9 protein-coding genes and 1 pseudogene are annotated in these 15,466 nt (G+C 45.6%); 7 read left to right on the forward strand and 3 right to left on the reverse strand.

All coding sequences use genetic code 11. The features are described from left to right. Window positions 1–34: 34 nt before the first annotated feature. The 3 genes from ACEW9J_RS08480 to ACEW9J_RS08490 form a co-directional block, all read right to left on the reverse strand. Window positions 35–1,207 (reverse strand): RNA-guided endonuclease InsQ/TnpB family protein, encoded by a 1,173-nt coding sequence (locus tag ACEW9J_RS08480; protein ID WP_373544701.1) that lies wholly within the window; start codon window positions 1,205–1,207, stop codon window positions 35–37. 73 nt (window positions 1,208–1,280) lie between these two features. Beyond that, window positions 1,281–2,093, reverse strand: coding sequence for a WecB/TagA/CpsF family glycosyltransferase (locus tag ACEW9J_RS08485; protein ID WP_373544702.1), 813 nt, complete (start codon window positions 2,091–2,093; stop codon window positions 1,281–1,283). 77 nt (window positions 2,094–2,170) lie between these two features. Beyond that, on the reverse strand, window positions 2,171–4,516 hold the full coding sequence (locus tag ACEW9J_RS08490) for a GumC family protein (RefSeq protein WP_373544703.1): 2,346 nt from the start codon (window positions 4,514–4,516) through the stop codon (window positions 2,171–2,173). A 74-nt stretch (window positions 4,517–4,590) separates the two neighbouring features. On the opposite strand from ACEW9J_RS08490, the gene ACEW9J_RS08495 reads away from it, so the two are divergent. From ACEW9J_RS08495 to ACEW9J_RS08525, 7 genes and pseudogenes are all read left to right on the forward strand, one after another. Then, window positions 4,591–4,749, forward strand: coding sequence for a hypothetical protein (locus tag ACEW9J_RS08495; RefSeq protein ID WP_373544704.1), 159 nt, complete (start codon window positions 4,591–4,593; stop codon window positions 4,747–4,749). Between the two features lie 394 nt (window positions 4,750–5,143). Then, window positions 5,144–5,362: pseudogene (locus ACEW9J_RS08500) on the forward strand (hypothetical protein); the annotation flags it as partial. Window positions 5,363–5,889: 527 nt separating this feature from the next. After that, entirely contained in the window at window positions 5,890–10,356 is a 4,467-nt protein-coding gene (locus ACEW9J_RS08505) for an NPCBM/NEW2 domain-containing protein (protein ID WP_373544705.1), read from the forward strand. Window positions 10,357–10,450: 94 nt separating this feature from the next. After that, window positions 10,451–11,377, forward strand: a complete 927-nt coding sequence (locus ACEW9J_RS08510) for a hypothetical protein (protein WP_373544706.1) — start codon at window positions 10,451–10,453, stop codon at window positions 11,375–11,377. A 132-nt stretch (window positions 11,378–11,509) separates the two neighbouring features. Continuing rightward, window positions 11,510–12,430 carry a glycosyltransferase gene (locus tag ACEW9J_RS08515; protein ID WP_373544707.1) on the forward strand — a complete coding sequence of 307 codons (921 nt, stop codon included), beginning with the start codon at window positions 11,510–11,512 and terminating at the stop codon, window positions 12,428–12,430. Window positions 12,431–12,458: 28 nt separating this feature from the next. Beyond that, the gene (locus tag ACEW9J_RS08520) at window positions 12,459–13,520 is read left to right on the forward strand and encodes a glycosyltransferase (protein ID WP_373544708.1); all 1,062 of its coding nucleotides are present in this window, start codon (window positions 12,459–12,461) and stop codon (window positions 13,518–13,520) included. A 128-nt stretch (window positions 13,521–13,648) separates the two neighbouring features. Further along, window positions 13,649–15,463 (forward strand): ABC transporter ATP-binding protein, encoded by a 1,815-nt coding sequence (locus ACEW9J_RS08525; protein WP_373544709.1) that lies wholly within the window; start codon window positions 13,649–13,651, stop codon window positions 15,461–15,463. Window positions 15,464–15,466 lie beyond the last annotated feature (3 nt).

Genomic DNA, 15,466 nt, shown 5'->3' on the forward strand with positions numbered 1-15,466 from the left:
TGAAACAATTGACTTTTAGTTGACACTCCCCTGCCTAAAGGCGAGGGGATTCTTTTCTCAGCGACGCACCTTGCCCTTTCAGGTTTGCACCAGAAGGAGTAGAGGGTATGTCTCCAGAAGCGTTTACTGTACTGGGCGGGTCACCCGACCAGCAATCGAGTACAGAAATTCCGACGTGCCCCGTCGTATTTATTGCTTTGGTCAATATATTGAGCGCGGCATTATGATGTCGATCTAGCACACAGCCACACTGACAAGCATGGGTACGAGTAGACAACGACTTTTTCACAATTACACCACAGCTAGAACATTCTTGGCTGGTATAGGCTGGATTCACTGCAATTGTTACCCGACCAAAGATTCGCCCAAAAGTTTCTAACCAAACTCTAAATTGATACCATCCCGCATCAGAGATCGATTTCGCTAAACAATGGTTCTTCACCATGTTTCTCACTCTCAAATCTTCATAGGCTACCAAGTCGTTAGACTGGATTACGCACCGCGCCAATTCAATAGCGTGATCTTTACGTTGCCGACTTATTTTAAGGTGGATTCTACCTAGCTTAATTCGAGATTTGATGCGATTACTTGAACACTGGGCGGGTCCCCCGCCCATCACTTTAACTTTGCGAGAAACCAGACGTTGCGCCCGTTTCATCTTCACTTCAACAGCACGGTAGAATTTAGGGTTTTCAACCTCTAAACCATTGGAGTCAGTGTAGAAGCTTTTCAGTCCTACATCTAATCCAATCGTGTTACCAGTGGCGGGTAAAATCTCTGTTCGGTCAACAGCGATGCAAAATTGAACGTAGTACCCATCGGCTCTTTTTACCAGCCTGACCCGTTTGATTTGGTCTGGTTGGTAGAAGCCTAGATCGCGAGTACCTTTAAGCTTTAGTCGTCCGATTCCTTTCTTATCAGTGAATGCGATCGATTTACGGTCATCACTTAAAGCCCATCCAGAAGTTTTATACTCGACTGAGCGGCAATCTTTCTGGAATTGGGGAAACCCCTTTTTGCCATCGACCTTACCTTTGCAGTTGTCGTAAAAACGTTGGATTGATGCCCAAGCACGTTCGGCTGCTGCTTGACGTGCCATCGAATTGAGTTGGTTGGCAAACGGAAACTCTTTAGCCAGCACAGCACAGTATTTGTTGAGGTCATAGCAAGACTTTGCCCTAAATAAAGTTATTAACGATCGCTGCAATAGCATCGATGTGAGTTTGAATTTTCTGTTGCTGTTGAGGAGTCATCATTCGATCGGTAGTCAGAAGACACCATTATTTTATTTTCGCCGATCCTCCAGCAATACCTGCTTTATTTTTGACAATCTGCTTCAGAGCCAGCCAGATAAAGATGGGGATAGTGCTGGCGTAACGCTTCCACAATCGTCGGGGTTCCTGAATGAGTCGAAATAACCACTCAAAACCAGCAGATCTGATAAATTTAGGAGCGTGCTTTAATGTGCCAGCATAAACAGGAAATACCGCTCCGACACCGATGGTTACGGCTTGAATCTTGTCTTGATATTGTGCCATCCACAATTCTTGTTTTGGACAACCGAGTGCTACAAAGACAATCCCCGCGCCACTGGTATTGATGATTTGGATTGTATTTAGGTCTGCGGTAGGATCGATCGAACCAAAAGATGGCGAGTTTGTACCAGCGATTTTTAATCGCGGAAACTCAGTAGTCAATCGTTGGTGAATCCTACTCAGGACATCAGGCGTAGAGCCTAATAGAAAAATACTTATTTGAGCTTGAGCTGCGCGTTCGCAAGTCGCCAGCAAAATATCCATCCCAGCAACTCGCTGCGCTTGTTCGGCTCCCGTCAATTTCAACATCCACACCAGTGGGATACCATCTGGTGTGACGAGCGCGGCGTGTCTCAATACCTTCGCAAAGTCGGAGTTTTGCCAAGCTTCAATTAGCATATGGACATTAGCGACACAAACCATCTTACTCTGGCGATCTTTTGCCCAGTTGACGATTGTGTCAATTTGCTCATTAAATGATAAGCAGCAGACTGGAGTACCAACGATCTCTTGAGTCGGAATATTATCCCGATCCATTGAATTAATAATAGTTAACATATGCGATCGAATATTTTGTGTTGTGACAAACAACTCCATCTCAATTAATAGAGATGGTTAAGCTATTTTTTTGAAATTTAAACTTCTACTACTTGTTGAACACGATCGACTCTTAGAGACTGACTGTTGCTCGTCATATTGACGACCAGACCCAAAACAGCAACTTTAGATACCTCCAATGTTCTCAATGAGTTTCGTAACACATCACGGTTAGTTTTACCAAGTCTAGTTACCATTAATAATCCATCTGTCTGGGGAATTAATAATAGTGAGTCAGCGAAACTGAGCGGTACAGTATCATAAATAACTAGATCGAAATTGCGCCGACAATCTCGCATCAGTGACTGCATCTTTTTTGAACTCAGAATACTGGTCGGGTCGAGTGCGATCGAACCTGATAAGAGTACATACAAGTTTTCTCCACCTGGCAACTGTTGAACTGTATCCATCAATTGGGCTTTTCCAGCAATGATGTCAGTCAAACCATTAATTAAATTATTATGCTGTAGATCGACTAGATTTTGTAAGCTAGGCTTTCGTAAGTCAGTATTGACCAACAATACCCGCTGACCCATTGCTGCCGCCGCTTGAGCTAGTTGAATCGCAATCGTGGTTTTGCCTTCATCTGGTAGTGACGAACCGATAACTAGCGATCGAATCGGTAGATCTGGACTCAATAGCCGGATTTGCGAGTTTAGGGCGCGAAAAGCCTCGATAAATGGTGAAAATAGATAGCGATTGTGCCCATGAGGATGGTATTCTTCACCTTCCTCATGTGTCAATGAATAAGCTATTTTCTCATACTGGATATTTTTAGATCTATCGACTGATTTATATTCATCATCGCGATTGGGAATCATCCCCAAAATTGGTAAATTAACTTCTTCAGATAAATCTTTTAATGAATAAATAACATCATTCATTTTTTCTAACATTAACACGGTACCCACACCCAATAATAAGCCCACTACCGAACCCAATACTAGATCGCTGACTAAACTAGCTGATGACACCTTTTTGACCGTAGGTGGTGCGATTAGCTCCCACAGTACCTCTTGCCGAGCGGCATCGATCGTCAATTCTTCGCGTTTTTGCAAGAACTTACTCAGTTGTTCGGTGGCAATTTTCAACTGTCGTTGGAGATTTTCATATTGACGGGTGACGATCGGGAGTTCGCCTGTTTGACCTGCTAAGTTTTGGGTGGCTCCATTGAGTTCCTTGAGCTTTGCTTCTAGTACTTGGACTTGGGTTTGGGCCGCCAAAAACTGCTTGTTAAGGTCTTGTCGTAAGGAATTTTGGTAGGGTAAAGATTGGGCGTTGGGAATGCTCCCCGATAAGTTAGTACCCAGGGCATCATTGGCTTTTTGCTGGATTAGTGGTAAAAGCTTGCTCCTCTTCTCTCGCAGCGTAATAATTTTGGGATGCTCATCTGTCAGCTCGGCAGAGAGGGTCTGTAGCTCTACATCCAGCTCTTGCAGTTGCTTGAGCAATTGCTGATACCCAGGTGCATCGCTGAGTACAGAAGCTGCTTCGGCACCTTTGGGTTGGAGCTGAATCTGCTGGGCGAGAGAGCGATAGAGTTGTTTTGCTTTGGCTAATTCTACTTGAGTTGTGAGTTGCTCTTGCTGAGTATTGCTCATGCGATTGCCTATTTGCGATCCCATTATCGTCGGATCGATTAGTTGATGCTGCTCCCGAAATGTCTGTAATGCCAATTCTAGATCGCGGACTTGCGTTTTGACTTTGGGTAGTTGGGCATCGACAAATTTTACTGCTCGGCGGACGTTTGTTTGTCGTTCGCTCAAACTGTATTTGATATAAGTATTCGACACCAGATCCAGTACCTGTTTGGTCTGAGCTTCGGAAGCCGAACGATAACGAACTTCCAGAATTTTTGTTTCTGTTTGTTCTTTAAAGCGACTGATAGTTAAAGATTCTTTGAGGAGTTCGTAAGAAAGTGTTGGATAGATAGGTTGCAGTTGCGCGACTACTGGGAGCAGTAATTTATCACTTAGTAAGAGCTGAATTTGAGTTGGATAATCCATAGTAGTTTTTGAGGATTGAGCGTTCCCCAAATCTTGCGATTCGACACTGGTTTGGTTGCCCTTGAGCGAGGACACTACTTGACTTTCGGCGGTAACAGGCTCGACCAAAATTCTGAAGCTACCATCATAAGCTGGTGGTCGAGTCCGGTTCCAAGCGATCGTCGCACCCAATACAATCGGGACGATCGCCGCCACGATCCACAGTCGTCGCTGGATCGTACCGAGTACTCGACCGAGATCGAGACCGCCTTCATCAGCACTGTTGCCGAGTGTGACTGCGGCATTTGCCGTAGTCACACTCGGCAATCGCTGTTTCGGATTATCTATTTGCAGATCGGTTTGGTCAGAATTGGCGTCTTGCTTGATAATAATGTTCATCGATCGCTATTTTTTAAAAATTCTCAGCAGGTTAAAATACTTGACAGGATTTATGCGCTTGTTGCTAGTTGGCAATGTTCCTAACTCAAACAATGAGCCGATCGTCGAGGCTGTTAGTTGAAGATGGCATTCTCATCGCCGATCGAGCCTACCTGCACCGCTGTTTTAAGATCGATCGATTACTAGTCCTACCACTATACCAACCACTTCAAAAACGTGACTCAGCACAATGACTAATTTCTGTATCTGCTATGATGGCTGTTCATTACCTGGTATGCCGATCGCGGCTTGTTGTCCTCAAACCATTGCTATTAAGCCAAAAATAGCTAAAAAATCTAACAGCAATAGATTTTAGGATCGATCCCTCGCCAGCTATCACTCTGAGCGCAAATCAGCATACTAAGTAATGAACAGCCATCAGCGATCGTATGGCTAGACTCGATTGAGTTTAGCCTCAAGCCAAGATCGTGAACTTTTAGGTAAACTACAGCGGTTTGCAGGTTGGTGCGGGACAGCTATTCTTCAAAGCTTTTTTAGAGATTAGGTTCAATATTTAAAGTGTCCCCCACATGCTTGCAAACCGCTGTACTATGAACTCGATGCCCAGTCGCGCCGAATTCTTGACAGACGCCAAAACATTGTTCTTGGCTCAATCAAATCGAGATCTGGTTTAGTATTTTGGTAGCGTGGCGGGTCACCCGCCCAGCGCGGAAACTGTTGCTACGGGGAAACTTTGTTAGTAAAGACGATCTTAAACAACGAATTCTAGACTTTGTTGAATACTTCAATCTCACGATGGCGAAGCCGTTTAAATGGACTTACAAGGGTAAACCGTTGGCGGCTTAAACAGTACCTCTATTTAAGCCGCTCAGTACTAGTGAATCGATCGCCCGATCTTCACATCGTTATAATTTTTTACGTCGTTCTACGTATTTACATTTAAGAGTCTTTGATACGATAGTTAGGTCACAGCACATTCGCAAGATGCAGGTGAACAGTCATGGCATAAGCCTCGATCGAGCCTCAAGTTAGACGATCGGTTAAGTGCAACTTTACTACTTCGATCGTTTGATTTACTTCAGTCTAGCTATGTTGTCACTCTAGTTGTAAAGATAATTTGCATCGACACAATTTAGCGATCTCCTCCACATTAAATTTAGCAGCGATATTGATGTCGATCGTAATTTACTTCTCGATCGGAGATTCGTCTCTTGCTACCGACAATATCTTTTTAGAAAGTGGCGATCGTTAGACCATAAGCTGTCAAACATCTAATTAACATTTATCCATACACTATACCTCTCTAAAAAATCTTAGATGCGATCTAAAGATCGAGGCAGCTTACATTTATCCCAAACAACATAGAAAGTGTTATGAACTCAGATAATTATTTTGCGAACCAGACAGTTGAATCGCTCCTAACACCGCAGCAATTCGCCAACCCGTTAGCATTGCCACCAATTTCTGGGCGTAACTTAATTAGTCCGCACACAATTGCGTTTGTCGATCCTAGTATTGATGATGCCAGATCGGTAATGGCAAACCTCAAGTCGGATGTCAAAATCTTCTTAGATCCCACCCGTGACGGGATAACCCAAATCACTGAAGCTCTCAAAAACTATCGGGGATTATCAGGCATTGATATTATCTCCCACGGAAGTGTTGCCAATCTGCAACTGGGAAACAGTTCGCTCAACGCCAACTCCCTATCACAATATACCCACGATCTCCAGCAGTGGAAAACAGCTCTCAGCTCAGAAGCAGATATCCTGATTTACGGCTGTAATGTTGCTGCGGGAGCATCTGGACAAGCCTTCATCGACAAGATCGGTAATTTAACAGGTGCCGACGTGGCCGCATCTAGAGATCTGACTGGTAATGCTGCTAGAGGCGGTAACTGGAATCTAGAGTACGCCACAGGCTCGATCGAAACACAAAGTCCATTCTCATCATCTTTCATCAACACATACAGCGGACTATTAGCCACCATATTCCTGAGCGATTTAACCGCAACCGCCGCTACCAATGGTTGGGGCGCGATCGAACGAGATAAATCCAACGGCGAACAAGGTGCCACTGATGGTAACACCTTAACGCTCAATGGTGTAACTTATGCCAAAGGATTGGGAGTCCATGCAAGTTCTGATACCACCTACGCACTAGGTGGCAACTATACTCGGTTCATCTCTGATATCGGCGTAGACGATGAAGTCGGCAATAACGGTTCGGTTGTCTTCCAAGTATTGGCCGATGGTGTCCAGATTTATGATAGTGGCTTGATGACAGGTGCGACGGCGACCAAAACCTTAGACTTAGATGTCACGGGCAAACAAAACCTCAGATTGATCGTTACCGATGGTGGCAATGGGGTCGCCTCCGATCATGCTGACTGGGCGAATGCCCGCTTAGAGAGTGGACCACCCGCACCAGATACCACCGCACCTACTGCCACTCTCACAGCCAACCCTTTTACCACCACACCCAATAGCACGACTCCTTATACCTTCACCGTCACTTACAGCGACAACGCGGCAGTGAATGTAAGTACTCTTGATTCGACTGACCTATTAGTGACTGGGCCAAATAGCTACTCTCAACTCGCCACCTTTATCAGTGCGACTCCCACTACTAATGGTTCGCCAGTGACGGCAACATATAGGATTGCACCACCAGGTGGCGGCTGGGATGCCAATGAAGCTGGGACTTATACCGTAGCAGCGCAAAGTAACCAAGTTAGGGACACTAGCACTAATCCGCTGGCTGCGGCTACTTTAGGCACTTTCTCTGTAGCGGTGAGCAATACTACCACCACATTCCTGAGTGACTTAACCGCAACCGCCGCAACTAATGGATATGGAGCGATCGAACGAGATAAATCCAACGGCGAACAAGGTGCCACTGACGGCAACACCTTGACGCTAAATGGTGTGACTTATGCCAAAGGATTGGGAGTTCACGCTGGCTCGGATACGACTTACGCCTTGGGCGGAAATTACAATCGGTTTAGATCCGATATTGGCGTAGATGATGAAGTCGGCAATAATGGCTCGGTGGTGTTTCAAGTATTGGCTGATGGTGTCCAGATTTATGATAGTGGCCTGATGACAGGTGCAACGGCGACCAAAACCGTCGATGTGGATGTTACTGGTAAGCAAAACCTCAGATTGATCGTAACGGATGGGGGGAATGGCATTGCCTCCGATCATGGTGACTGGGCGAATGCGCGATTGACATCAGCACCAGTAGGCCCCGATAATAGCCCCCCAACACCGACCTTAACTGCCGCAACAATTAATACCAGCATTTCTGCCCCTTATACCTTTAGTGTGGTCTATACAGATGCCACTGCGGTCAATGTCAGTACTATTAATGGCACCACGTCCAGCAGCGATATCCGGGTGACTGGGCCAAATGGATTTTCCCAACTCGCCCAACTAGTCAGCGTCACGCCCAACACGAACAATCCATCGGTAACAGCTACGTATCAGATTACAGCACCCGATGGCATCTGGAATTGGAACGATCGAGGCACCTACACCGCGACTCTATTTGCGGGGGAAGTGCGAGATACACTTGGTAACACCACAACGGCTGACACCCTACTCGGCACCTTTCAAAACACGGTAGAATCGATCTTCGTAGTTGGTAACAATAGCTCTCAGGTGACAGAAGGTGGGATTGTCAACATTCTCATTAATCGACAGGGCGATACAACTGGCACAGCAACGCTCGAGTATTTTACTGGCGGTAACTCAACTGCCGTTCCTAATGTCAATTATGTACCGTTGCCGCTAGCTACCTTGACCTTCGCACCGGGCGAAACCCAAAAAACGATCGCCGTCCAGACTCTCAACGATAATACGCCCAACACGGATAAAACGGTCAGTCTGTTGATCCAGAATCCGACAGGTGCCGATCTTGGCCCCTCGCGGACTGCCTCAATTGCCATTAAAGATAATGCTGGGCCAGTCTTAACCTATCTGAGCGATCTGCCTTTTGCCACGTCAACCAATGGCTGGGGGCCAGTCGAACGCGATAAAAGCAACGGCGAACAAGCCGCAGGCGATGGTGCCACCCTATCACTGGGTGGGGTCTCCTATGCCAAAGGTGTCGGTGTCCACGCCAACTCGCAGATTACCTACAATCTCGGCGGAGCTTATAATAGCTTCTTTGCCTATGTTGGGGTCGATGATGAAGTTGGTGTCAACGGCTCCATCGTCTTCCAAATTTTGGCAGATGGGTTGTTACTATTCGACAGTGGAGTCATGACAGGCCTCAGTAATACGCAGTTGGCAAATGTCGATGTCACAGGCAAACAAACTTTGACACTAATCGTTAATGATAGCGGCAATGGTGGGGGTTCCGATCACGGTGACTGGGCATCAGCCCAACTAGTAGTGGGCGCATACACGCCCCCACCTCCTCCATTAGTCGCATTACCACGGGAGCAGGTTGTGGGTGGATTGAACCAGCCCACTAACTTTGATTGGTCGCCAGATGGTCGATTAATGTTCGTCGCCGAACAAAGTGGCGTAGTCAGAACTGTTGTTCAGACTCCTATCAACATTACCCCAGTACCATTACCGTTGAGTCCAGGGCTGAGGTCTACACCCTTTATCGATATCTCCAGTCAGGTCAATAATGTCGCAGATCGCGGACTGCTAGGGCTGGCTGTCGATCCGTCCTTTGGCAAAAATCAAGGTCGAGATTATGTTTATCTCCTGTTCACCTACGATCCCCCACAAACTCAGGGGCAGACTGGTTTAGCCGCTCCCGATGGCAGTGGCAATCGCCCCGCCCGCCTGATTCGGGTCACTGCTGACCCATCCACAAACTACACCACAGCATTAGCCAACAGTGAAGTGGTATTGCTAGGCAAGAATAGTCTTTGGCAGTACACGAGCCGTCCCGACGTGGATAGTAATATTGACTTTAGTACCCTCCCCTCTGGGATTGCTAATGGTTCGACGATTACTCCGCTAGCTAGCCTGATTGAAGACCCAGATGATAGCAACATTGGTCGGGATTATTCTGCCACTGATACTAACTTTGAGAACAACAATAATATCCGTGACTACTTGGCCGGAGATAGTACCAGCCATAGTGTCGGGCAGCTAAAATTTGGGTTAGACGGATCTTTGTTTGTGACAGTTGGGGATGGAACTTCATACAATGGAGTGGACTGGCGGTCAACTCGCGTTCAGGATGTCGATAATTTATCTGGCAAACTGTTACGGATTAATCCCCTTACCGGAGAAGGCTATGCGGACAATCCGTTTACCAATGGTAATCTCGACAGCAATCGATCGAAAGTTTGGAGTCTAGGTCTGCGGAATCCCTTCCGTTTTACCATCAACCCCACTACAGGTACTCCCTATCTTGGCGATGTCGGTTGGAATACTTGGGAGGAGATCGATGTCGCCACGAAAGGAGCTAACTTTGGTTGGCCTTACTTTGAAGGCCCATCCCAAAATTTGGGATATAGCACTCTACCTCAAGCTCAAGCCTTTTACAACAGCGGACAAACGGTTACAGGGCCATTATTGACTCGCAACCACGCTGCTAGTCAGAACGCGGACGGACGAGCTACTACAGCCCTAATCATGGGTGATTTCTATACTGGGAACACCTTACCATCAATTTATAATGGCGCACTGTTCTATAACGATGTGGGATTGGGTACTGTATATACAACATTCTTTAATCCAAATGGCACTGTCAAATCTACTCAAGTATTTGACAACTTGCCCTATATCGTGAAGATGCAGACTGGCCCTGATGGCAATCTCTACTACGCTAGCCTCTACGGTGGTGACATCGGTCGGTGGAAACCAGCCTAATCTGAGCTAATTGAGCGAGCATCAAGATTCGACACATAGAGTCTTGATGCTCTAGTACAGTGATTCCAAAATTATGTATTTCAGGCAAGAACGTATGAATGCAATTATTACGGCAGCTACAGGCTATACCCAATCAGATATCCAGATTTTTCTTTGGTCGGTCGAGAAAAATTGCCCTAATACTACGGTTTTTCTGATTGTCTATCGGCGAGATCGCCAGTCGATCGAAAAAATCCGAGCTAAGTATCCGTTTGTCTGTCCGATCTATATCAATGCAGCCATCCGCAAACAGTTTTCGAGATTGGCTAATTATCGCACCCGCCCTACCTACACTTGGTTGGCGCAACAGTTGAGTAAAAGTAGCTACTCATCGATGTTTGTGCCATTGAGATCGATCGGTCAATTAGCAGTGCGAATCGTTCACGAGCGGTTTTTTATTGCTCTCCAAGTCTTGAAATCTCACTCCAATATTTTTGAAAATGTCTTACTCACAGATTGTCGGGATGTAGTGATTCAACAAAACCCATTTAGGCTGGTGGATGAGCAATTAATTTCTGGAATCGAGCCAGAAATTATCAAAAATGAACGCTATACATCCAAGTGGATCGAGGCGGCTTATGGTCGAGATGTTTTGCAGAGAGTTGCAGATAATCCAGTTGTCTGTGCTGGTGTGACACTGGGAACGGCAGCAAAAATTGAGGATTATTTGACCGCACTGTGCGATGAGATGTGGAGACATCTCCCACAAATGATCTTTCAAGATTTTGGCTACGATCAAGCTGCCCATATTTACTTAATTTTTGAAAAAGAACTCGAACTCGAACTAACTTCTAATCAGCAGGGAATTATTACTACAGTTAGCCTTGAAGATGCTGCTGGACTAGAGATTGATTATCGCCAAGAGTTAGTAAAGGTCGGGAATCGATATCCAGCAGTAATCCATCAATACGACCGACACCCTAAGTTACTCAATTTTTTTACAGAATTGGCGACTAAAGCTCCCGCAGAATTATTATCTTGAACACACATAATTTAAAACTGGCAGTCAATCGACGATGAACACGATCCTCTTATCTTATAATTATTTATTCGATCGCGATCTCCGAGGTTGTATATGCGGTCATGGCTACTCGATTCATCGGAGGCAGTGTAAATGAAACCTGTTTTGAGTGTAATTATCTGCACACACAATCCCAGAATTGAATATTTCGATCGAGTCCTCTCAGCGTTGAAATCGCAGACGTTGCCGATGACAGAGTGGGAATTATTAATCGTCGATAATGCCAGCACTCAAACACTTTGCGGGCGTGTCGATCTCAGTTGGCATCCTCATGCTCGTCACGTTCGAGAGGAGCGACTGGGGCTGACACCAGCTCGTCTGTGTGGCATTCAAGCAGCACAAGCTGACACCTTAGTATTTGTAGATGATGACAACGTTTTGGACTCAGACTATTTAGAAATTGCCCACCAGATCGGTACTAAATGGCCGATTCTGGGAGCTTGGGGCGGGCAAGCTGTGGCTGAATTTGAGGAGCCGCCGCCAGCCTGGACGCAGCCGTTTTGGTGCAAATTGGCAATCAGGGAGTTCGACGAGGATAAATGGTCGAATTTAATCCATCAGGATGAGACAACCCCTTATGGTGCGGGTTTCTGTGTGCGTAAGACTGTTGCCCAGAAGTACGCTCATCTAATTGAGACAGATCCGCGCCGCGCTAAATTAGGTCGGACGGGTAAAACGCTCGCAGCTTGCGAAGATATCGATTTGGCATATACAGCTTGCGATCTGGGTTTTGGGACGGGGATATTTTCGGCACTGAAATTAACACATCTGATTCCACCAAATCGCTTACAAGAAGAGTATCTATTAAAGTTGATTGAAGGGCTATCTTACTCTGTCGCCATCCTAGAGTCGTTTCGGGGCAAGTACCCAATCAACCATACTCCGAAGGCCAAACTTTTAAATTATGTGCGACGGTGGCTATTAGATCCTCGCGAACGTCGATTTAAAGATGCACATGTGCGCGGACTAAATTTAGCGATTCAAGAAATTCAAGTTGTTAGCACCAAATCATAACCGATTGTTACTGTCGATCGTGTCTCCTATGTCTCAAAACTTACCACCAATTTATTTTTATTTCCCGCACATTCAACTAGGTGTCAGTAGCTTGCCGCAAACTGCTAGCTCCTATTGGCAGTGGCAATGTTCCCAGCCTTCGATCTCACCGATGCAGAGCGGTGGCTGTTTTTGGACATTGCAAACCTATCTTTATCTCAACGATGCTGGGTTTCCCTGCCAGTTGGTGGCCGAAATGCCAAATGAAGGGATCGTGGTGACGCATCGCGACTACTTGGTAGATACCTTTGAGCCTGGAGCTAAATTATTGCTGGTGTGTTTGCGGGCAGATGTGGACAGACATCCCGCCGCACAGCTTCATGTCGTCCAAAATCCCCATCAAGCTATACCGAGACGGGCGTTGGAACTGTGGGAGAGCCATTTTATACCACATTGGCCGCAACCGTCGATTATCCCCCGCGATTCCCAGCGGGGGGATACCTTTGAAAATGTGACCTTTTTAGGTAATGAGGTAAACTTAGTCCCTGAGTTTCGATCGTCAGCTTGGTACGATCGACTTACGGATTTAGGCTTAAAATTTCAGAAAAAACTCAACCATGATGAATGGCACGACTATAGTAGCACCGATGTAATTTTGGCAATTCGGAGCATGGGGCGTGAAAATGATTGGCGCGGCAAGCCTGCTTCTAAACTTTATAGTGCTTGGCATTCAGGCGTACCGGCAATTTTGGGACATGAGTCAGCATTTCAGGCTGAAAGGAGTAGCGATCTAGATTATTTAGAGGCAACTTCGCTAGAAGAAGTAATTGCGGCCCTCTCCAGACTAAAAGCCGATCCTCAATTACGCGATCGAATGGCTGAAAATGGGTGGCAACGTGCCCAAGAAACTCAGCCAGAGGTTATGGTGGAAAGATGGCAAGATTTTTTATTAAATAGTGCAGTGCCAGCTTACCAAGAATGGTGTAGTATGACAAATTTGCAACGACAGCTTTTTCGACAGGCTCGACGAGCATTTATTTCAATGCGTCCTAGTATCTACTCACTCAGATCTAGAATATCGAGCTTAACTAAAAAGTCAATAGTGGGCTAATTTATTAGCAGTAATAATTACTTTTTTGACGATCGCCAATCCAGTTCACTCCAAATTTACAAAACCAAATTTAACAAACTTTCCGATCGAGGTGAGAGTTGATATTGATGACCAGGAAGTTATGACAAATGATTAAATTGATATCTAAGCTTTTATTTCTGACCCAGGGACATCATCGATCGCTAGTCATCATAATTTTTACATTTATTTCTATTTCTGGGCTGGAAGTTTTGGGTACTGGGATCATCGGTCCTTTCATTGCGATCGCGACCAATCCAGATTTGATTAGGAGTAATAGCTGGTTAAGTCTAGCTTATACAAAATTCAACTTCAACTCAGACTCGCAATTTCTACTAGCTTTGGGATTGATAGTGATTGCGGCTTTCTATGTGAAAGCATTTTTGAGCTTTCACGCTCAAAAATCAGTTTTTCAATTTGGATACAAATTAAAAGGCGATTTGTCTTGCAAGTTGATGAAAGCTTATTTGGCAGCTCCATATAGCTTTCACTTAAACATGAATTCCGCAATACTCATTCAGAATATCACTACTACCACTGATAATGTCTGTATCGGCGTAGTCATGGGAATGCTCACATCGGTCTCAAATTTGCTAGTAACATTTGCATTAATGGCTCTGTTGGTTCAGACCAACGCCATGGCATTAATTCTGATTGCGATGCTAGCGATCGTGATGTTTGCGCTGTCCAGAGCGATGAAGCAGTCCTTAGCTCGATGGAGTCAAGACGGCTGGCAAGCTTCTGGTGAGATGATTCGGATTCTCAATCACGGTTTGGGTGGCTTGAAAGAAACTCGCGTCATTGGCTGCGAATCTTATTTCGATCGCCAAATGGAGCAGCAAGCAGCGAAATTTGCGACCAATGCCACTCTAGCTCAGGGCTACGGAAATCTGCCACGTTATGCGATTGAAGCATTTATGCTGACATTTTTGGTGGGTTTTATCCTGTTGTTTGTAAGCCTAAACAACAGCGGTCAAAATCTCAGTGGTGTCTTGGGCATTTTCGGGCTGGCATCGATCCGGCTGCTCCCAGCCTCTGGCAATTTGGTTTCCAGCTTGAATATGGTGAGATCTAATACCTTTGCCGTTGATAAGTTATTCTTCGATCTCAAAAACTTAGAACAGGCACGTGAGTCAGCTCGTGTCGATCGGGGCAGATCTCATCAAAAATTATTAAGCTCCGACCGTGACGATCGATCGATGTCGTTTGAACATCAAATTATTCTGAACAAGCTCACATTTGCATATCCCAACACCGCTCGTCAGGCATTAGATGATATCTCTTTCGCAATTCGTAAAGGTCAATCGATCGGGATTATTGGTAAATCTGGATCTGGAAAAACAACCTTGGTAGATGTAATTTTAGGTCTGTTCGAGCCGCACTCGGGAGATATTGAGGTTGATGGGATTTCGGTCTATGAAGATCTCCGAGCTTGGCAAAATATCTTAGGTTATGTACCTCAGACAATTTTTCTGACTGATGACACTCTAGAACGCAATATTGCATTCGGAGTGCCAGACCATTTAATCGATCGAGATCGACTAGTCAAAGCCATCGAAATGTCCCAGTTGCAAGATGTTGTCGCACAATTACCCGATGGTCTGGGGACACTTGTTGGCGAACGCGGTGTACTCTTGTCGGGCGGACAAAGGCAGCGGGTAGGAATTGCGCGCGTACTCTATCATCAACGCCAAATCTTGGTATTTGATGAAGCCACAGCAGCACTAGATACTGAAACCGAGCAGATGGTGACAGAGGCAACGAAGGCTTTAAGTGGCAGTAATACAGTTATTATCATTGCTCATCGGCTTTCGACGATCGAACATTGCGATCGCATTTATCAAATTGAGCAGGGAAAAATCATTAAAGCGGGCAGCTACAAAGAAGTTGTATTGGGGCAAGATCGATCGACAAACTCAATGTAATTT

It is taken from the genome of Chamaesiphon sp. (genome assembly GCF_041737865.1).
GTDB lineage: Bacteria > Cyanobacteriota > Cyanobacteriia > Cyanobacteriales > Chamaesiphonaceae > Chamaesiphon.

What these genes read in the sequence shown, in the direction of transcription:
- ACEW9J_RS08485 (WP_373544702.1), bottom strand. Translation starts at nt 2,093, where the DNA reads ATGTTAACTATTATTAATTCAATGGATCGGGATAATATTCCGACTCAA.
- ACEW9J_RS08490 (WP_373544703.1), bottom strand. Translation starts at nt 4,516, where the DNA reads ATGAACATTATTATCAAGCAAGACGCCAATTCTGACCAAACCGATCTG.
- ACEW9J_RS08495 (WP_373544704.1), top strand. Translation starts at nt 4,591, where the DNA reads ATGTTCCTAACTCAAACAATGAGCCGATCGTCGAGGCTGTTAGTTGAA.
- ACEW9J_RS08505 (WP_373544705.1), top strand. Translation starts at nt 5,890, where the DNA reads ATGAACTCAGATAATTATTTTGCGAACCAGACAGTTGAATCGCTCCTA.
- ACEW9J_RS08510 (WP_373544706.1), top strand. Translation starts at nt 10,451, where the DNA reads ATGAATGCAATTATTACGGCAGCTACAGGCTATACCCAATCAGATATC.
- ACEW9J_RS08515 (WP_373544707.1), top strand. Translation starts at nt 11,510, where the DNA reads ATGAAACCTGTTTTGAGTGTAATTATCTGCACACACAATCCCAGAATT.
- ACEW9J_RS08520 (WP_373544708.1), top strand. Translation starts at nt 12,459, where the DNA reads ATGTCTCAAAACTTACCACCAATTTATTTTTATTTCCCGCACATTCAA.
- ACEW9J_RS08525 (WP_373544709.1), top strand. Translation starts at nt 13,649, where the DNA reads ATGATTAAATTGATATCTAAGCTTTTATTTCTGACCCAGGGACATCAT.